The organism is Bradyrhizobium sp. MOS002 (assembly GCF_003020115.1).
Classification (GTDB): Bacteria; Pseudomonadota; Alphaproteobacteria; order Rhizobiales; family Xanthobacteraceae; genus Bradyrhizobium.
Map to the genome: position 1 here is coordinate 1 of NZ_PYFX01000026.1, position 19,994 is coordinate 19,994.

Sequence of the window (19,994 nt, forward strand, 5' to 3'; positions counted from 1 at the left end):
GTCCATGGCATGGTGTCCTCCCTCGAATCTTTGCAAATCCGAAGGAATCACAGGCCAGCCAAAGCCGCTCACCCTTTTCCGGTCAGGCTCTGAGGGCTCCCATGGGAGCTTGACCAGGCAACTAACGGCGGCTTCACGGCCGCCGTCTTTGTTTTGGGAGTAATCGATGCTAGAAGCGCCGGGGAAACGCCTTATCCATCTAAGGCATGTATCGATGTTCGACCTCAATCAGCTCCGCTGTTTCGTCACGGTGGCGGAGGAATTGCATTTCGGCCGCGCCGCCGCACGGCTGAACATGACCCAGCCGCCGCTGTCGCGGCAGATCCAGGTGCTCGAGCACATCATCGACGCGCCGCTGCTGGAGCGTACCAGCCGCTCCGTGCGCCTGACGCCCGCCGGGCGCAGCTTCCTGCCGGAGGCGCGGCGCATCCTGAAGCTTGCGGAAAGCGCCTCGCAGGTCGCCCGTCGTATCGCGCTCGGCAAGTCCGGCTCGCTGAAGATCGGCTTCACCGCGGCCGCCGCCTACGGCTTCCTCCCCGAACTCGTCGCCGCCTGCCGCGCCAAGCTGCCCGAGGTGGACTTCTCACTGAAGGAGATGGTGTCGGGCGACCAGTTCGAGGCGCTGACCTCGGGTCAGATCGATGCCGGCCTGCTCAGGCCCCCGATCGCGCGCCCCGAAATCGCCAGCCGCCGCGTCGTCGCCGAGCCCCTGCTCGCCGCGATCCCGAAAAAGCATCCGCTGGCGAATGCCGAGTACATCACGATCAAGGATTTCGACAACCAGCCCTTCGTGATGTATTCGCCCTATGAGAGCCGCTACTTTCACGACGTGCTGGTGGCGCTGTTCACCCGCGCCGACATCCTGCCGCGCTACGTCCAGCACCTGAGCCAGATCCACTCGATACTCGCCATGGTGCGCGCCGGCCTCGGCCTCGCTATCGTGCCGGCGGCAGCGGCGAGCCTGAAGATCGCGGACGTCCGCCTGCGGCCGCTGAAGCTGCGCACGCGCGTCCCGGTCGAGCTGTTCATGGTCTGGCGCCGCGACGACGAGAACCCGCTGCTGTCGGCGCTCGTCAAAATCGCGAGCGAATTGTCCTCGGCGGAGGCGATGGAAGATTGATGCTGATTTCGCATTGGTCGATATAGGCTTTGGCTTGGACCCGCATCGAACGGTCTCCTAAACCACGGCGCATGGACGCGCAGCCTTTGCGTCCTCCACAACACGAGACCAGGGAGCAGCGCCCATGAGCAAGATGACCCCGCAGGAAATGGCCCAGAAGATCGGATCCGGCCTCCTGTCCTTCCCCGTCACGCCGTTCAAGGCGGATTACTCCTTCGACGAGGCGACCTATCGCGCCAACATGGACTGGCTGTGCGGCTATGACGTCGCAGGCCTGTTCGCCGCCGGCGGCACCGGCGAGTTCTTCTCGCTGACGGCGGCCGAGGTTCCGCAGGTCGTCAAGATCGCCGTAGACGAGACCAAGGGCCGGGTGCCCGTGCTCGCCGGCACCGGCTACGGCACCGCCACCGCGCGCGAGATCGCGATCGGCGCGGAAAAGGCCGGCGCCGACGGCTTGTTGCTGCTGCCGCCCTATCTCACCCATGCCGAGCAGGACGGTCTTGCTGCCCATGTGGAAGCGGTCTGCGCCTCCGTCAAGATCGGCGTCATCGTCTACAACCGCGACAACGCCATCCTCCAGCCCGATACGCTCGCCCGCCTCGCCGAACGCTGCCCGAACCTCGTCGGCTACAAGGACGGCATCGGCGACATCGAGCTGATGACCCGCGTCTACACCAAGCTCGGCGACCGCCTCACCTATATCGGCGGCCTGCCGACCGCTGAGACGTTTGCGCTGCCCTATCTCGACATGGGCGTGACCACCTACTCCTCGGCGGTATTCAACTTCGTTCCGGAATTCGCCACCAACTTCTACGCCGCCGTGCGCAAGCGCGACCACGCGACGATCCACGCCGGCCTGAAGGACTTCATCCTGCCGCTGATCGCGATCCGCAACCGCAAGAAGGGCTATGCGGTCTCGATCATCAAGGCTGGCATGAAGGTGATCGGCCGCGATTCCGGCCCGGTCCGCCCGCCGCTGACCGACCTCACCGAGCAGGAGATCGCGGAAGTCACGGCGCTCGTGAGAAATCTGCCTGCCATCCGATCGTCACAACAGGCTGCAGAATAACAAACGACACAGGGAGGAGCCTGCGATGGCCAAGACCGAGATCACTGGCGCACCGGTCGTCACCGCGATGCAGGTGATCCCGGTCGCAGGCCGTGACAGCATGCTCCTCAATTTGAGCGGCGCGCATGCGCCGTTCTTCACCCGCAATATCGTCATCCTTACCGACAATGCCGGTCACACCGGCGTCGGCGAGGTGCCGGGTGGGCAGAAGATCTGGCAGACGCTGCAGGACGCCCGTGATCTCGTGATCGGCAAGACCGTCGGTGCGATGAACAACATCCTCGCCGATATCAGGACCGCCTTCGCCGATCGCGATGCCGGCGGCCGCGGCAAGCAGACTTTCGATCTCCGCGTCATGATCCACGCCGTCACGGCCGTGGAGTCGGCGCTGCTCGATCTGCTCGGTCAACATCTCAATCTGCCCGTCGCAGCCCTGCTTGGCGAGGGCCAGCAGCGCAACAGTGTCGAGACCCTCGGCTATCTCTTCTTCGTGGGCGACCGGCGCAAAAGCAAGCTCGACTATGTCAGCGGCGAGAGCGGCAAGCCCGAGTGGTTCAACCTCCGCCATCAGGAGGCGATGACGCCGCAGACCGTGGTGCGGCTCGCGGAAGCCACCCACGACCATTACGGCTTCGCCGATTTCAAGCTGAAGGGCGGCGTGCTGCGCGGCGAGCAGGAGATCGAGGCCGTCACCGCGATCGCCAGGCGCTTTCCGAATGCGCGCGTGACCCTGGACCCGAACGGCGCATGGTCGCTCGACGAGGCCGTCAGCCTCTGCAAGGACATGCACGGCATCCTCGCCTATGCCGAGGACCCCTGCGGCGCCGAAGACGGCTTCTCCGGCCGTGAGATCATGGCGGAGTTCCGCCGCGCCACGGGGCTACCGACCGCGACCAACATGATCGCGACCGATTGGCGGCAATTGTCCCATGCGCTGCGCCTCGGCGCGGTGGACATTCCGCTGGCCGATCCCCATTTCTGGACCATGCAAGGCTCGGTGCGCGTGGCTAAGACCTGCCGCGACAACGGCCTGACCTGGGGTTCGCACTCCAACAACCATTTCGACATCTCGCTTGCCATGTTCACCCATGTCGGCGCCGCCGCCCCCGGCAAGGTCACCGCGATCGACACGCACTGGATCTGGCAGGACGGCCAGGCCCTGACCAAGGAGCCGCTCCAGATCAAGGCCGGCAAGATCGCCGTGCCCGATAGGCCGGGCCTGGGTATCGAAATCGACAGGGCCGCCATCGACGCCGCGCATGACCTTTACAAGCAGCATGGACTCGGCGCCCGCGATGACGCTATTGCCATGCAGGACCTGATCCCCGGCTGGACCTTCGACGACAAGCGTCCCTGCCTGGTTCGTTAAAAACTCTGGAGGAAGCTATGACTGCGATCCTGAAGAACTTCATCGGCGGCGAATGGGTCGATGGCTCCGCCGTCACCAAGAACATCAACCCCTCCAACACCAACGACGTCGTCGGCGAATACGCCAAGGCCGACAAGGCGCAGACCGAGAAGGCCATCGCAGCCGCCAAGGCCGCCTTCCCCGCCTGGGCGCAGTCGACGCCGCAGGTGCGCTATGACGCACTGAACAAAATCTCTCTCGAAATCATCGCCCGCAAGGAAGAGCTCGGCCGCCTGCTCGCTCGCGAGGAAGGCAAGACGCTGCCCGAGGGTATCGGCGAGGTCGCCCGTGCCGGCCAGATTTTTGCGTTCTTCGCCGGCGAAGCGCTGCGCCTGATCGGCGAGAAGGGCGCCTCGGTGCGTCCCGGTCTCGACGTCGAGCTCACCCGCGAGCCGGTCGGCATCATCGGCATGATCACGCCCTGGAATTTCCCGATCGCGATCCCCGCCTGGAAGATCGCCCCGGCGCTCTGCTATGGCAACACCGTGGTGTTCAAGCCGGCCGAGCTGGTGCCGGGCTCGGCGCATGCGCTGTCCGAGATCATCACCCGTTCCGGCATTCCCGCCGGCGTGTTCAACCTCGTGGTCGGCTCCGGCTCGGTGGTCGGCCAGACGCTGCTCGAGCACCCCGACGTCGCCGCGATCTCCTTCACCGGTTCGGTGCAGACGGGTCGCAAGATCGCACAGGCCTGCGTGCTGTCGAACCCGATGAAGAAGTTCCAGCTCGAGATGGGCGGCAAGAACCCGCTGGTCGTGCTCGACGACGCCGACCTCAAGAACGCCGTCGAAGTCGCCGTCAACGGCGCCTATTTCTCGACCGGCCAGCGCTGCACCGCCTCGTCCCGCCTGATCGTCACCGAAGGCATCCATGACCGCTTCGTCGCGGCAATGGCCGAGCGCCTGAAAGGCCTGACGGTGGACGACGCGCTCAAGGCCGGCGTGCATATCGGCCCGGTCGTCGACCAGAGCCAGCTCGACCAGGACCTGCGCTACATCAAGATCGGCCAGGACGAAGGTGCCAAGCTCGCCTTCGGCGGCGAGCTGCTCAAGCGCGAAACGCCCGGCCACTATCTCCAGCCGGCGCTGTTCACCGAAGCCAACAACAACATGCGGATCGCGCGCGAAGAAATCTTCGGCCCGGTGGCAACCGTCATTCGCGCAAAGAACTACGAGGAGGCGCTGGCGATCTCCAACGACACCGAGTTCGGCCTTGCTTCCGGCATCTGCACCACGAGCCTGAAATACGCCTCGCACTACAAGCGCAACAGCGAGTCCGGCATGGTTATGGTCAATCTGCCGACCGCCGGCGTCGACTATCACGTGCCGTTCGGCGGCCGGAAGGGTTCGAGCTACGGCGCCCGCGAGCAGGGCTCCTATGCCCGCGAGTTCTATACGACGGTGAAGACCGCCTATACCTATCCCGGTTGATGGATCGTAGGTGACGTAGGGTGGGTTAGCGCAGCGTAACCCACCTCTTCTGGTTCGACGGATGCAGACGGTGGTGGGTTACGCTGCGCTAGCCCGCCCTACACTTCGGAGTCCCTCCATGGACCAGTCAGTCGCGGCGAAAGAGCAGCCCCGCTACATCAAGCTCAACGAGCGTGACAACGTCGCGATCGTTGTCAATGATTTCGGGCTTCCCGCCGGCTCCCGCTTCGCCAGCGGGCTGACGCTGCGCGCCTTCGTGCCGCAAGGCCACAAGACGGCGCTGGTCGATATCCCGCAGGACGCCCCGATCATCCGCTACGGCGAGGTGATCGGCCATGCGCTCGCGCCGATCCTGGCCGGCGAATGGGTGGACGAAGCCCGCATCCGCATGCCCGAGGCCCCTGCCCTCGACAAGCTGGAAATCTCCACCGCCGTTCCCGCTCCCCTTCCACCGCTGGAAGATTTCACGTTCGAAGGTTTTCGCAATTCCGACGGCTCGGTCGGCACCAAGAACATCCTCGGCATCTCCTCCTCCGTGCAATGCGTCAAGGGCACGATGGAATATGCGGTGAAGCGCATCCGCGCCGAGCTGCTGCCGAAATATCCGAATGTCGACGACGTCGTGCCGCTGACGCATGCCTATGGCTGTGGCGTCGCCATCAACGCGCCTGATGCCGTGATTCCGATCCGCACGCTGCAAAACATCGCGCAGAACCCGAATTTCGGCGGCGAGATCCTGGTCATCAGCCTCGGCTGCGAGAAGCTAGCGCCCGAGCGTCTGGTGCCGGAAGGCGTCAGCAATGCCATCGTGCGCATGCAGGACGAAGCCTTCGACGGCTTTGGCGCCATCGTCGAGGCGATCATGACCCAGGCCGAGGCCCGCCTGAAAATCCTCAACAAGCGCACCCGCGAGACCTGCCCGGCCGCCGATCTCGTCATCGGCCTGCAATGCGGCGGCAGCGACGCCTTCTCCGGCGTGACCGCGAACCCCGCCGTCGGCTTCGCCGCCGACCTGCTGGTGCGCGCCGGCGCCACCGTGATGTTCTCGGAAGTCACCGAAGTGCGCGACGCGATCCAGCTCCTCACCCGACGCGCCATCAACGAGGACGTCGGCCGCGCCCTGGTCCGCGAGATGGCCTGGTACGATTCCTATCTGGCCCGCGGCGGCGCCGACCGCAGCGCCAACACCACCCCGGGCAACAAGAAGGGCGGCTTGGCGAATATCGTCGAGAAGTCGCTCGGGTCGATCGTCAAGTCGGGATCAAGCGCAATCACCGGCGTGCTCTCGCCCGGTGAGAAGGCAACGCAGAAGGGCATGCTGTTTGCGGCAACGCCGGCGTCCGACTTCATCTGCGGCACGCTCCAGCTCGCCTCCGGCATGACGCTGCAGGTGTTCACCACCGGCCGCGGCACGCCCTACGGCCTTGCGGCTGCGCCCGTGATCAAGGTCGCGACCCGGACCGAGCTGGCGCGACGCTGGAAGGACCTGATCGATTTCGATGCGGGAGGCATCGCGACCGGCGAGAAGACGATCGAGGAAACCGGCTGGGACCTGTTCCGCCTGATCCTCGACGTCGCGAGCGGCCGCACCAAGCCGTGGTCGGATCGCTGGGGCATCCACAACGATCTGACGCTGTTCAATCCGGCGCCGGTGACGTGAGCGCTGCGCGCGGACACTGCCGCGCCCGCGCAAATGTCGGTGCTGTCGCCACGCGTGAAGCGGCTTGCGAGCGTGAGCGCGAAGAACGAGGCGCGCTAAGCCTCCACGCCATTCCGGGTTCGACGCGACGCATCGCCCGGGATGACGCTTCGCTCTACGTCATGCTGCCCGGCATGAAGCAGCGCACGCGCGGATGGCCGTCGATATAGTGCTTCCACACCATGGTGCGGCCGATCTTGTTCGGCTCGGTGATGACGGCGCCGTCGGGCACGACCACCCACTCGCCGTCGAGATGCACGCGATAACGGCCCTTGTCGGATTCCCAGTCGACATCGGCGACCACATAGCCGTCGGCATCCGAGCAGCACTGGCCGTATTCGCTGTGCAGGCTCTCGAACCAGGGTTTTAACGGCGAGTTGGCGTAGCGCCCGTCGTCGCGTGCCAGCGTCGGGGCCGTCAGCAGCACCGCCAGGACCAGCAGCATGGCGGCACACGATATTGCACGTCTCATGTCGTCTCCGCGGATCAAAATCACCGCCGCGGGGCGATAGGTGCCGTCCGCCTTCCGCGACTCGGCGAAGGCGTCAAGGACGGCGACTCATTCCCCCAACAGCTTTGCGGATAGCTATGCAAATCCGGCGCCACCGCGCATTCCGGGGAACTACTGGCGGGCCGCGGCTTTCGACCGGCTGCCCGCAAACGAGCTGCACTTTGCGCGGGAGAATCCGAAGAAGCCGCGGCGTACTGAAGTCCCCGCCTTCGCGGGGAATGACACTGGAGCTAAGCGGGAACGCGCTACTGCTTCGGCGCCGGCGCCATCATCGCGCCGCCCTTCTTCGCCGGTGCCGCAGGCACCGGCTTGGTCGCGGCGGTCGCTTGCGCCGGGAGATATTTCGCGACAATGGCGGGATCGACCTGCGCGATGTTGGCGTCGGGAAGACGCGTCCAGGTCTCGTCCTTGCCGAACAGGGAAATGCCGAGGAAGCCGCGCATCGTCAGCGTCTGCCCATCCGGACTGACCGTCATCTTGGCCTTCCAGATGTTGCCGTCGCGCGGATTGACCACGTTGCCGCCGTCATACTTCAAGCCGTCGCGCTTCATGTCGCGGATGAAGGAGAGCCCGAGCACCGGCGCGTTCTTGCGATCGTCCGCGCATTTCGCGCAGATCTCGTTCGGGTCGTCGCCAGGACGCGGAAAGGTTTTCGCGATGACGCCTTCGAAGATGCCGTTATGGTCGATGAAGAGGAACCATCCCACCGTCTTGCCGTCTTCGACCTTCTGCCACAGGCCCGCGGCGGTCGGCTGCTGCACTTGCGCCACAACCGGGCTCACCGCACCGAGCGCCATCGCGAGCGCGAGGAGCGAGAACAGCCGAAAGTTGGAAAAGAGAGTCCGCATTATCATCACCTTGCTGAGCTAATCGCCTTGCTAAGCCGCCTACCGCAATGGCCGCAGACTACGGCGATTTCGCGAACTGTTCCAGCACCAGAAACATGGGGCATCGCCCGCCCCAATCAGTTGACGCCGAGCTTCTTTTGCAGGCTGGAGGACGAGGTCGTGTACTGGAACACGAGCCGCTTCTCCGGATAGACGTAGCGATGGGCTTTTTGCGACATCAGCGCGCCCTCGTGGAAGCCGCACAGGATCAGCTTGAGCTTGCCGGGATAGGTGTTGATGTCGCCGATCGCGAAAATGCCCGCCACGTTGGTCTCGAACGCGGATGTCTCGACCGGCACCAGATTGTTCTCCAGCGCGATGCCCCAGTTCGCGACCGGCCCGAGCTTCATCGTCAGCCCGAAGAACGGCAGCATGGTGTCACAAGTGATTTCGGTCACGCTGTTGTCGTTGCCCTTGACGGTGGCGCCGCTCAGCTTGCCCTCGTTGCCTGACAGCGCGGTGACCTGGCCGAGGCGCAGATCCATCTTGCCGGCCGCGACCAGCGCGCGCATCTGCTCGACGCTGTGGGGCGCGGCGCGAAAATCGTCGCGACGGTGCAAGAGCGTCATGCGCTTGGCGATCGGATGCAGATTGAGCGTCCAGTCGAGCGCGGAATCGCCGCCGCCCACGATCAGCACGTTCTTGTCGCGGAACGTCTCCATCTTGCGCACGGCGTAGTGCACCGAGCTTCCCTCATAGGCTTCGATCCCCGGCACCGGCGGACGCTTGGGCTGGAACGAGCCGCCGCCCGCAGCGATCACCAGCACCTTGCATTCGAACACCTTGCCGGCGTCCGTCGTGCAGCGGAACAGCGGATCGCCGATCTTCTCCACGGTCTCGATCATCTCGCCGAGATGGAAGGTCGGATGGAACGGCTTGATCTGCTCCATCAGCGCGTCGGTGAGGCCCTGCCCCGAAACCTGCGGAATGCCGGGAATGTCGTAGATCGGCTTTTCCGGATAAAGTTCTGCGCACTGGCCGCCGACCTTGTCGAGGATGTCGACGAAGTGCGTCTTCATGTCGAGAAGGCCCAGCTCGAAGGCGGCGAACAGACCGCAGGGGCCGGCGCCAATAATCAGCACATCGGTTTTGATCGCGTCGCTCATGTCGTCTCTTTATCGATCGTTCGGTGGGACGGCGCCCTTGGGCCGAGGTGACCTTGCCTGTCTAGCCAACGGGGATGGATCAGGGAAGGCATAAAAGCGGGAGCGCCCCGCAGCCGCACCCACTTGCCGGGTCAGGATAACTGGGCTGTAACCAGCAACGCTATGACGGAGATCAATCGGTGAACGCACCAAGCCGCCTCGATACGACGCCGCGCCTGGAGGACTACCCTTTTCGCCTCAGCGACAACGTCCGCTTCGGCGATCTCGACCCCAACCAGCACGTCAACAATGCGGTCTACGCTACCTATTTCGAGACCGGCCGTGTCACGCTGATGAAGCTCCCGGAATACGGCCTGACGCCGCCGGGACTTGCCTGGATCATGGTGCGGCTCGACATGCATTTTCGCGCCGAGTTGCACTGGCCGAATACGATCGAGCTCGGCCTCGGCGTGGTGAAGTTCGGGCGGACATCGGTGACGTTCGAGCAGGTCGTGTTTTCGAACGGGAAGTGCATTGCGTCTGCGACGTCAGTCGGCGTCATGCTCGACGAGGCGACGCGACGGCCGGCACCGCTGACCTCAGAAGTGCTCGAGAAGCTCAGACCCTGGCACAAGCGCGGCATCGAGGTCGCGCAGCCCAGCTCATGACAGGTAAGAGAGTTAGGCCTGGCGTTCCGGTGTCGCCACCACGAGGCCGTCGAGATCGTCGGAGACCTTGATCTGGCAGGACAGACGCGAGTTCGGGCGCACGTCGAAGCCGAAATCGAGCATGTCCTCTTCCATCGGCGTCGGGCTGCCGACCTTCTCGCGCCACGCTTCGTCGACATAGACATGGCAGGTGGCGCAGGCGCAGGCGCCGCCGCATTCGGCCTCGATGCCGGGAATGCTGTTGCGGATGGCGGCTTCCATCACAGTCGCGCCGTTCTCGACGTCCACCGTACGGGTTTCGCCCTTGTGATCGACAAAGTGAATTTTGGCCATGTGTGCTCGTACTGCCGCGATCTAGGGAATGAAGGAGGGTCCGGGCTGTCCTATAACGGGTCGGTCAGCCCGGCGCCATAGCGTTTTGATGAAGTCGCGAATACCGTTTCGCGGGAAGAAAACCCGTCAAAACAAAAGACTAGAGCGTGGTTCTCGCCCTCGCGCCCCGAGGGTTTAAGGGTTGAGGATCGCCTCGATGGCGGCGCGAGCCTCGGTCACCGCCTCTTTCAGCGCGGCGAAGGCGTGAGGCCGGCCCTGGCCGGTCAGGATCGCGGTCTCCAGGCTGGCCGCGGCATCCGCTACCGCAAAGGCGCCAATCCCGCGCGCCGAGCCCTTGAGCTTGTGGGCGAGTGCGCCAGTCTCGGCTGGCAGCGCTGCCATCGCCGCGATCAGGCGCACCGCCTGCTCGGCAAACATCGCCAGTACTTCCTGCTCCAGCTCGGAATCGCCGAGTGTCATGCGGGAGAGATGATCGAGGTCGAGCGGGCTGTCGATGGGTGCAAGCGGGGGCGAGGGCATCCAGTCCATCCGTTGCAGTTCAGGCGTCATGGCGCAGGCCCCGGCATCGCGCGATGTCCGCCGGTCCGGCGGTCAAGTTCCCTCTACCCAAGCATGGAAATGGTTAACGAAATGTTCCGGCCGTTTTGCGCAAATCTGCCTGTTTATTGACGTAAAGTTGCCGCAATCCGGCGAGTCCGGTGGAGAATTGCATTTATTGCTAAGGCCTTACGGCGCGATCCTGTTAACGATGATTAAGAATGTCTTAATCGCGGGCATTTCATTCGCGACGCTCTGCCAATAGGATGTTGGAGAAATTGGCGGACAAGCCGTCCGGGTGGGGATGGCTCGGAGATCCGCGCAAGCGGCATGATCCGGACTGTGGGCTTGCGTAGCGCGCAGAGCTCGCGGGGGGACGCGTACAAGTAACGAGGGCTCGGACTGAACATGGCAAACACTCCGAAAAAGGTCAAAGACCCCACAGAAGATGCGCTTTCTGCAATCCAGGAAGCCCTGAACATCAGCGACACGGCCGCGGACACCAGCCGCAATGCCTCGATGCGCAGCGAAACGCCGCCCCCGGTCGTGCCACCGGCGCCCCCGATGTTCGACGAACCGAGCTTCGACGCGCGCCCCGCCGCGAACGAACGCGCGATGTTCGACCAGATCGAGGAGCCGCGCTCCTCGCGCCGCGCCGCCAATGACGACCGTGCGACCATCGGCCAGCTCTTGCAGACGTTGCAGACGGGACGCCCGACCCGCAACATCTACACCGGCGCGACAATCTTCACCGTCATCTGGCTGGCGGCCTGCGCCGCGCTGACGGTCGGCTTCCTGCCTTCGATCCAGGCGGCGATGGGCCAGAGCGGCGGCGTGTTGGCCATTGCCGGCCTCGTCACGATGTTCTTCGCCCCGATCATGCTGTTCTTCTTCCTGGCGAGCCTCGTCTGGCGCGGCCAGCAAATGAGCTCGGTCGCGCAGGCGATGGCCCAGGTTGCGATCCGCTTCTCCGAGCCGGAAGGCTCGGCTTCGGATTCGATGGTCACCGTCGGCCAGGCCATCCGCCGCGAGGTTGCGGCGATGGGCGACGGCATCGAGCGCGCCATCGCGCGCGCCGGCGAGCTCGAGACGCTGGTCGCCAACGAGGTCGCGGCGCTCGAACGCGCTTATTCCGACAACGAGGTGCGCATCCGCGCCCTGCTCCAGGACATCGCACATCAGCGCGACAATCTGGTCGGCCAGGCCGAGCAGGTCCGCAGCGCCATCTCCGGCGTGCAGATCGATTTGCGCCATGACATTGCGCTGATCTCGGACGCGATCGCCTCGCGCGTCGACGAGGTCGCCAAGTCCATCACCGGCGCACTCGAAGAGCGCGGCGCCCACATCACCGGTGCGCTCAGCAACGCCGGCGACAACATGATCCTGGCCCTCGGCGAGCGCGGCGGCGACCTGCTCGACCGCCTCGAGGAGGCCAGCAACGAGACCACGCGCGCCGTGCTCGACGCCAGCGAGCGGCTGACCACCAGCCTCAATTTCAAGACCGGCCATGTCCACGACGAGTTCGTCGACCTCGCCGACCGCGTCCACGAGATGCTGAACGAGCGCATCGACCGCATCACAGGCGAGTTCGAGCAGCGCTCCGCCGCGATCGTCGACGGCATCTCCGAGCGCACCGAGCAGGTGCACGACAGCCTGAAGAATTCGTCGGACTCGCTGCTGCTCGAGCTCGAGCTGCGCTCCAACGACCTCTCCGCCAAGATCGACGACGCCGGCAACCGCCTCGCCGGCCACATCATGACCTCCGGCGACAAGGCGAGCGAAGCCCTCGACGCCACCGTCAACACGCTGGTCGCCAAGGTCGTCAGCCAGACCGAGACCGCGCACGACTCGCTGTCGCTGCAGATGAGCGCCTTCGACGAACTGGTGAAGAACCAGGGCACCGAGCTGGTCGAGAAGTTCGCCCGCGACTCCGGCACGCTGGGCGCATTGATCACCCGCCACATTTCCGAGTTCGACCGCACCGTGAAGACCTTCGGCGGCGAGATCGTCGATCGGATGGGCCAGCGCACCCAGGACATCCATGAATCGCTGAAGACCTATGTCGACAATTTCGACACCCGCTTCACCTCCAACGGCGGCGCCATCACGGCTGTGCTCGACCAACGCCTGGTGCAGTTCGAGACCACGGTCCGCGAGCGCGTCAGCAACCTGGACACCTCGCTGAACGACAAAATCTCCAGCCTCGACTCGACGATCGATGGTCACATCAAGACCTTCGACGAGCAGCTCGTCGGCCGCGTCGCCGCGCTCGAACAGTCGTTCGATACCCGTGCGAAGTCGGTCACCGAGACCATCGACGGACGGCTCAACACCCTCGCCTCGTCGCTGACCGACGGTGCCGCGCAGGCGATCCAGTCGATCGACTCCCGCCTCACCCATCTCACGACCTCGCTGACCCATGGCGCATCGCAGGCGATCGAGACGATCGACAACCGCCTCAACCACCTCACGACCTCGCTGACGGATGGCGCATCGCAGACCATCCAGACGATCGACACGCGCCTCACGCATCTGACGACCACCCTCACCGGCGGCGCGTCGCAGGCGCTCGAATCCATCGACACGCGCCTCACCTATCTGACCACCGCGGTGACGAACGGCGCCTCGCAGGCCGTGCAGTCGATCGACACCCGCCTCACCCTCCTGACCTCGACGCTCACGGACGGCACCGCGCAGGCGATCGAGGCGGTCGACCGCCGCATCACCGGCGTCACCGAGATCATCGACGGCCGCAGCATGCACCTGACCGACACGGTCACGGCGCGCTTCCAGGACATCCAGCAGGCCATCGAGACCAAGGTCGGCTCGGTCGCCAGCGACATCGACGTGCGCGTGGCGCAATTCGAGGACCTGCTCGGCTCGCGCGTCGAGGCCGTCGCCGGCCGCATCGAGAGCAGCGGACGCCAGGCCAGCGAGGACATGATGTCGCGCGCCGAGATGATCTCGACCGCGATCCGCTCGCATGTCGAGGACGCCGAGCGCTCGCTCACCAACCTCGTCGTCAACACCAGCGAGACCATCCAGACCGGTGCGCGCACCGCGCAGCAGTCGCTGATGACGGTCTCCTCCGACGTCAACGCCCAGCTCAAGATGACCTCCGCCGAGGTCGAGCGCGCGCTGACCGCTGTCGGCACCGGTGCTGCGAACTCGATCCTGACCAGCGCCCGCGAAGCGCAGTCGACGCTGGTCGCCGCGTCGGGCGATGCGTCCAACCAGATCAAGGGGCTCGCGGCCGACGTCGAACGCACGCTGTCGTCGGCTGGCTCGGCGACCGCCGCCTCGATCCTGGCCGGCGCCCGCGAGGTGCAGACCACGCTCGTCACGGCGTCCTCGGATGCGGCCAACCACGTCAAGACCCTCACCGCCGACGTGCAGCGCTCTCTGTCGATGGCCGGCACCACCACGGCGGAATCGATCACCGCCGGCGCCCGCGATGCGCAGAGCGCGCTGATCGCGGCCTCGAGCGAGACCGCCAACCAGATCAAGGCGCTGTCCTCGGACGTGCAGCGCTCGCTCTCGATGGCGGGCACCGCAACAGCCGAGACCATCATGACCGGCGCCCGCGAAGCCCAGAGCACGCTCGTCAACGCATCCTCGGATGCGGCGAGCCAGGTCAAGTCTCTCGCCGCCGAAGTGCATCGGTCGCTCTCGCAGGTCGGTCAGTCGACTGCCGAGACGATCACGACCAGCGCCCGCGATGCCCAGAGCACCCTGCTGGCGGTTTCCGCCGAACAGACCGGCCAGGTCCGTTCGCTGGCGGCGGAGATGCAGCGCGCGCTGGCGACCGCCGGCGGCGCCACCATCGAGGCGCTCACCAGCGGCGTACGCGAGGCCCAGGGCACGCTGATCTCCGCTTCGACGGACGCAGCAGGCCAGATCAAGTCGCTGACCATCGACATCGAACGCACGCTGACCTCGGTCGGCGCCGACACCGCCTCGACCATCCTCAACAGCGCACGTGAAGCGCAGACCTCGCTGACCTCGACCTCGGCGGATGCCGCAAGCCAGATCCGCACGATCTCGAGCGAGATCGAGCGTACGCTGAGCACGGCCACCGCGAACGCCACCAACGACATCCAGACCAGCGCGCTCAACGCCCAGAACGCGTTGATCAACGCCTCCAACGAGGCGAGCTCGCGGGTCAAGTCGAGCTCGGCGGACGTCGAGCGCTCGGTGCTCGCCGCCAGCAGCAGCTTCGGCCAGGCCATGACCGGCAAGACCGACGAGATCGTCACCTACGTGCAGCAGCAGTCCGACCGTCTCGCCAACATGATCGACGCCAAGCGCGGCTCGCTCGTGGACGCGATCGGCTCGAAGACCAGCCAGCTCACGCTCGACATCGATCGCGTCACGTCCGACGCGCTGAAGTCGATCGAGACGCGCGGCCACGCGTTCTCGCAGACCATGATGGGCAACGGCTCCGAGGTGGCGCGAACCATCAACTCGGCGAGCGAGATGGCGACGGGTGCCGTCAACAAGTCGCTCAAGGACCTCGAGCAGGCCTCCCGCGCGGCGATCGACCAGTCGCGCCAGGTCTCGATCGCGGCCGTCACCGAGATGCAGGAGACCAGCAAGATCCTGCGCACCGACACAGTCGCCCTGTTCGAGCGCCTGCGCGAAGGCAACATCCTGCTCCAGGAGGTGTTGACCGGTGCGCACGACAACCTGAACTCGCTCGAGCGGGCGCTGGTGACCCGCGTCGCCGACTTCGTCTCGGCGATGAACGACGTCACCTCGCGCAACGGCGCTGCGACGCAGAACCTGGAAGACCAGCTCAACGTCTTCAACAGCAAGACCACGCGGGCGCTCCAGGATCTCGGCGAGCTGTCGACCCAGTTCGACGCGCACGGCAAGGCACTGGTCGAGGCTGCGCAGGTCGTCGAGCAGAGCAACAAGAACACCACCGCCTCGCTCGCCGAACGCAAGGAGGCGCTGGAATCGCTCGTCACCACGATCGACCTGCGCACGGCCGATCTCGACCAGCGCCTGTCGCGCTTCACCGGCCTGCTCGATGAATCGCTGGCCGCCGCCGAAGAGCGTGCCCGCGACATCGCCCGCGTCGTCGCGGAGACCGCCGGCGCCGGTTCCGCCGCGATCACCCGCCAGTTCGAGGCGGTGCGGTCGGCCTCCGAAGAGGAGCACCGGCAGACCGTCGAGGCCATGCACGACATCTACCGCCAGACCACCGACGAGGCGGATGCGATGTTCAAGCAGTCGACCGAGAAGTTCACCAACCTCGTCTCCAGCATGAAGCAGATGGCGTTCGAGATGCACAACGAGCTCGAAGCCACCCGCAACGAGCTGCGCCGCGGCGTGCTCGAGATGCCCCAGGAGGCCGCCGAGAGCACTGCGCAGATGCGCAAGGTGATCGTCGACCAGATCGAGGCCCTCGCCGAGCTCAACCGCATCGTGGCCCAGCATGGCCGTGGCCTCGACGTCTCTACGACGGGCCGCGCCACCGTGCAGCGCCAGGAAGAGCCGATGCTGGCCGCCGTCGGCGCGCGCAGCACCGAGACGCGCATGCGCGAGAGCGCCAGCGCCTCGACGTTGCCGCCGCCGGACCTCGGCATGCCGGCCTCCTCGCGCCGCACCGAAGCGCCGCCGGTCGCGCCGGCCGGCAACGACCAGGGCCGCGACGGCTGGCTGTCTGACCTGCTGAGCCGCACGGACGCCAACCAGGGTGCGCCCACCGGACGTGAGCCCCAGCGCGGCCGCCAGGCTGCACCGGCGCCGCAGCCGCAGGCTCCGCAAGGTGGCGGCAATCCGCTGGAATCCTTGTCGCTCGACATCGGCCGGCTGATGGACCGCAACCTCGCGTCCGAGATGTGGGACCGCTACCAGCGCGGCGAGAACAAGGCCTTCACCAAGCGGCTCTACACGCCCGCCGGCCAGAAGGCCTTCGACGAGGTCGCCCGCAAGTATCGCTCCGACCGCAACTTCAAGGGCACGGTCGACCGCTATGTCGCCGAGTTCGAACGCCTGCTCGACGAAGTCGCCCGCGACGGCCGCGGCCCGCAGGAGCTGCGCAACCACCTGACCTCGGAGACGGGCCTGGTGTACACGCTGCTCGCGCACGCGGCGGGCCGGCTGGGATAAGACCCAGCTCGCAAATGACGAATAAGGAAACGGAGGCCTCGCGGCCTCCGTTTTTGTTTGAGAGCTCGTTATGATGAATGAAGCGGCCGACCAAACATTCGATGTCGTCCTGGCGAAAGCCAGGACCCATTACCCCAGGGAGGAGTTTGGCGAAGACCCGTCGTTCGGTACTCCGATCGAATGCAATCGATGGACCTCGCGGTATGGGTCCTGGCTTTCGCCAGGACGACGCCGGGGAAGCACGATTGCCGCTACTGCCGCCTCGGCGGCGCCGCGGGCTTCGGCGGCTCTGGCGGCGGCGGCGGAGCGGCCGGCGGCGCGCTGTTGCTGGCGCCGAACAGGACGCGGGTCGGGTTGCGGTCGAAATTGATCACGGCGCGGCTGATGTCGCCGAGCGTGCGGCGGCCGTCGGTCATCAATGCGCCGGAGCGCTTGTCGAAATCGTCGGCCAGTTCGCGGATCGACTTCACCGCCTGAAACAGCTCGCCGCCGTCCTTGCCGCCGGCGAGCGTGTTGAGGCCGAGCATGAGGCTGTCGGCCTTGAGCATGACGCCGTCGACCTTGGCCATCACGCCGTCGATCTTCTCCGAGTTGCGGGCGAGCGAGTTGGTGAAGGTCTCCAGATTCTTCAGCGAGTTCTTCACCGACTCCTGATTGTCGGCGACGATCTTGTTGATGTTCTGGAGCGTGCCGCGGATCGCCTCGGTGACGTCCTGGAGCTTGTTGGGATCGGCCGTCAGGGTCGGGATGCCGTCCTCGTCGAGCGGCGGCGACGGCGCGGCCTCCTCGCCGCCCTTGAGCGAGATCGCGGCGACGCCGGTCAGGCCCTGGAATTCGAGCCCGACCAGGGTGTCCTTGCGGATCGGGGCGTTGTTCTCGACCATGGCGAGTGCGACAACCCGCCGCGGGTTGTCGAGCTTCACCGAGACCACCTCGCCTACCCGGATACCGTTGAAATTGACGCTGCCGCCGTTGCGCAGGCCCGCGGCCGGGCCCTCGAACACGACGCGCAGGGGGCTGCGCTGTTTGGTTGTGTGCAACGACTGAAACCACAGCACGAAGCCGATCGCAGCCGCGATCACCGCCAGCGTGAACGACCCGATCAGCACGTAATTTGCGCGCGTTTCCATCAGCTACTCCGGCACCTCAGCCCATCACCGCGCGAGCGCGCTTGCCATGGAAATATTGTCTCAGCCAGGGATGCTGCGAGGCCTGCATGTCGGCGATCGACCCTGCCGCAATGATCTTACCGTTCCCTAAAACGGCGATGCGGTCACATGCTGTGTAAAGGCTATCGAGATCGTGGGTTACCATGAAAACGGTCAGCCCCAAAGTCCGCTGCAGCGTCCTGACCAGCTCGTCGAAGTCGCCGGCGCCGATCGGGTCCAAGCCCGAGGTCGGCTCGTCCAGGAAGACGAGATCCGGGTCGAGCGACAGCGCGCGGGCCAGCGCCACGCGCTTGATCATGCCGCCCGAGAGTTCCGACGGAAAGCGATCCGCCACTTCGGGCTTGAGACCCACCATGGTGAGCTTGGCGATGGTGATCTCGTCCATCAGCCGCTGCGACACCCGCAGATATTCGCGCATCGGAAACTGGATGTTCTGCCGCACCGTGAGCGAGGAGAACAGCGCGCCCTGCTGGAACAGCACGCCCCAGCGCCGCTCCACGTTGCGACGCTGCGACGTGTTGGAGGCATCCAGGTCGACGCCGAACACCTCGATGCTGCCAGCGACCTTCGGCACGAGGCCGATGATCGTGCGTGTCAGCACGGACTTGCCCGCGCCGGAAGGGCCGACGAAGCCAAGAATCTCGCCGCGCTTGACGTCGAGGTCCAGCCCGTCGAGCACGCGCGTCGCGCCGAACTGCACGGTGATGTCGCGGACGCGGATGATGGGGTTCTGGATCTCGCCTGCCATCGTCACATCCCGATCGAGGCGAAGAAGATGGCGAACACGCCATCCATGACGATGACGAAGAAGATACCCTTCACCACCGACGCCGTCGTGTGCTGACCGAGCGATTCCGCACTGCCCTGCACGGCGAGGCCCTCGACGCAGGCGACGATGCCGATCACAGCGGCCATCACCGGTGCCTTGACGATGCCGACGATGAAATGGTCGATCGAGATGGCGTCGCGCAGGCGCAGCAGGAAGGCTTCGGGATCGACGCCGCCATAGAGCCAGGCGACGAGACCGCCGCCATAGAGCGCGGCCATCGCGCCGAGGAAGGCCAGGATCGGCAGCGCCAGCACCAGCGCCAGCATGCGCGGCAGCACCAGCACCTCGATCGGATCGAATCCCATGGTGCGCAGCGCGTCGATCTCTTCGCGCATTTTCATCGAGCCAAGCTCGGCGGTGTAGGCGCTGCCCGAGCGGCCGGCGACCATGATCGCGACCAGCAGCACGCCGATCTCGCGCAGCACCAGCACGCCGAGCATGTCGACGACGAAGATGTCGGCGCCGAACCTGCGGAAATGGAAGATGCCCTGCTGGGCGATGATGCAGCCGATCAGGAAGGTGATCAGCACGACGATCGGCACCGCGCGCCAGCAGACCTGCTCGAGATGATGCACGGTCGAGGTCAGGCGGAACGAGCGCGGGTGTATCAAGGTGCGCGCGCCCGCTGCGAGCACCGCGCCGAGCATGTCGATCAGGCCTGCGACCGTGCCGGCAATACCGGCCACGGTCTGGCCGATCTGCTCCAGCATGCCGGTGATGGTGACAGCACTGGTGTCGGTCACGGGCATCGCCCTGACCCGCCGCACCTCGTCCACGAGGCTCGAATAATTGGCGGAGAGGCCGGCGATCTGCGTCTCGACGGCGCCCTGCGTCAGGCTGCGGCGCAGCCGCTCGATCAGCCAGGCGCCGAAGGTGTCGAGCTTGGAGACCTCGGAAACGTCGATGAAGATGCTTTGCGAGCCGCCGGCGAGCTTCTCGGCGTCAGCCACCATCCGCTCCAGGACCGGCGCGAAGCTCGCGGTCCAGGTTCCGGTGGCGCAGAGTGCCAGCGCATTGCCCTTGGCAATCCGTTCCAGCTTCGGATCGCCGTTCAAGATGTCCGCTCCCGTGCCGGGGCGCGAGAAACGGATGAAATCAGATGGTTGCGCACGCGCCCTTACCCAGAGAAGGTATC

15 protein-coding genes are annotated in these 19,994 nt (G+C 65.5%); 7 read left to right on the forward strand and 8 right to left on the reverse strand.

Features of this window, described 5'->3' with window-relative positions; translation table 11 throughout:
- Positions 1-214: 214 nt before the first annotated feature.
- The 5 genes from C7G41_RS34070 (at position 215) to garD (ending at position 6,684) form a co-directional block, all read left to right on the forward strand.
- The gene (locus C7G41_RS34070; RefSeq protein ID WP_106946635.1) at positions 215-1,120 is read left to right on the forward strand and encodes a LysR substrate-binding domain-containing protein; all 906 of its coding nucleotides are present in this window, start codon (positions 215-217) and stop codon (positions 1,118-1,120) included.
- Between the two features lie 124 nt (positions 1,121-1,244).
- Positions 1,245-2,189: a 5-dehydro-4-deoxyglucarate dehydratase gene (kdgD, locus tag C7G41_RS34075; RefSeq protein ID WP_106946636.1), complete on the forward strand. Its 945-nt coding sequence runs from the start codon at positions 1,245-1,247 to the stop codon at positions 2,187-2,189.
- A 25-nt stretch (positions 2,190-2,214) separates the two neighbouring features.
- Positions 2,215-3,558: a glucarate dehydratase gene (gene gudD / locus C7G41_RS34080; RefSeq protein WP_106946637.1), complete on the forward strand. Its 1,344-nt coding sequence runs from the start codon at positions 2,215-2,217 to the stop codon at positions 3,556-3,558.
- A 17-nt stretch (positions 3,559-3,575) separates the two neighbouring features.
- Positions 3,576-5,024 (forward strand): aldehyde dehydrogenase family protein, encoded by a 1,449-nt coding sequence (locus C7G41_RS34085; protein WP_106946638.1) that lies wholly within the window; start codon positions 3,576-3,578, stop codon positions 5,022-5,024.
- Positions 5,025-5,142: 118 nt separating this feature from the next.
- The gene (gene garD, locus C7G41_RS34090) at positions 5,143-6,684 is read left to right on the forward strand and encodes a galactarate dehydratase (RefSeq protein ID WP_106946639.1); all 1,542 of its coding nucleotides are present in this window, start codon (positions 5,143-5,145) and stop codon (positions 6,682-6,684) included.
- Positions 6,685-6,838: 154 nt separating this feature from the next.
- Here the strand turns inward: garD and C7G41_RS34095 are convergent, their stop codons facing one another.
- From C7G41_RS34095 to C7G41_RS34105, 3 genes are all read right to left on the reverse strand, one after another.
- Positions 6,839-7,195, reverse strand: coding sequence for a hypothetical protein (locus C7G41_RS34095; RefSeq protein ID WP_106946640.1), 357 nt, complete (start codon positions 7,193-7,195; stop codon positions 6,839-6,841).
- Positions 7,196-7,479: 284 nt separating this feature from the next.
- Entirely contained in the window at positions 7,480-8,082 is a 603-nt protein-coding gene (locus C7G41_RS34100; protein WP_199198760.1) for a DUF2147 domain-containing protein, read from the reverse strand.
- A 116-nt stretch (positions 8,083-8,198) separates the two neighbouring features.
- Positions 8,199-9,227, reverse strand: a complete 1,029-nt coding sequence (locus C7G41_RS34105) for an NAD(P)/FAD-dependent oxidoreductase (RefSeq protein WP_106946642.1) — start codon at positions 9,225-9,227, stop codon at positions 8,199-8,201.
- Positions 9,228-9,406: 179 nt separating this feature from the next.
- On the opposite strand from C7G41_RS34105, the gene C7G41_RS34110 reads away from it, so the two are divergent.
- Positions 9,407-9,874, forward strand: coding sequence for a thioesterase family protein (locus C7G41_RS34110; protein ID WP_106946643.1), 468 nt, complete (start codon positions 9,407-9,409; stop codon positions 9,872-9,874).
- A 12-nt stretch (positions 9,875-9,886) separates the two neighbouring features.
- Here C7G41_RS34110 and C7G41_RS34115 read toward each other — a convergent pair whose 3' ends face one another.
- Both C7G41_RS34115 and C7G41_RS34120 read right to left on the reverse strand, forming a co-directional pair.
- On the reverse strand, positions 9,887-10,207 hold the full coding sequence (locus C7G41_RS34115; protein ID WP_007602043.1) for a 2Fe-2S iron-sulfur cluster-binding protein: 321 nt from the start codon (positions 10,205-10,207) through the stop codon (positions 9,887-9,889).
- Positions 10,208-10,381: 174 nt separating this feature from the next.
- Positions 10,382-10,756, reverse strand: coding sequence for an Hpt domain-containing protein (locus C7G41_RS34120; RefSeq protein ID WP_106946644.1), 375 nt, complete (start codon positions 10,754-10,756; stop codon positions 10,382-10,384).
- 396 nt (positions 10,757-11,152) lie between these two features.
- On the opposite strand from C7G41_RS34120, the gene C7G41_RS34125 reads away from it, so the two are divergent.
- Positions 11,153-16,861 (forward strand): negative regulator of septation ring formation, encoded by a 5,709-nt coding sequence (locus C7G41_RS34125; protein ID WP_106946645.1) that lies wholly within the window; start codon positions 11,153-11,155, stop codon positions 16,859-16,861.
- Positions 16,862-17,112: 251 nt separating this feature from the next.
- Here C7G41_RS34125 and C7G41_RS34135 read toward each other — a convergent pair whose 3' ends face one another.
- The 3 genes from C7G41_RS34135 to C7G41_RS34145 are packed head-to-tail and all read right to left on the reverse strand — an operon-like array spanning position 17,113 to position 19,914.
- On the reverse strand, positions 17,113-17,991 hold the full coding sequence (locus tag C7G41_RS34135) for an MlaD family protein (protein WP_106946646.1): 879 nt from the start codon (positions 17,989-17,991) through the stop codon (positions 17,113-17,115).
- Positions 17,992-18,007: 16 nt separating this feature from the next.
- Positions 18,008-18,778, reverse strand: a complete 771-nt coding sequence (locus tag C7G41_RS34140; protein WP_007612400.1) for an ABC transporter ATP-binding protein — start codon at positions 18,776-18,778, stop codon at positions 18,008-18,010.
- A gap of 2 nt (positions 18,779-18,780) precedes the next feature.
- Positions 18,781-19,914, reverse strand: coding sequence for an ABC transporter permease (locus tag C7G41_RS34145; protein WP_106946647.1), 1,134 nt, complete (start codon positions 19,912-19,914; stop codon positions 18,781-18,783).
- Positions 19,915-19,994 lie beyond the last annotated feature (80 nt).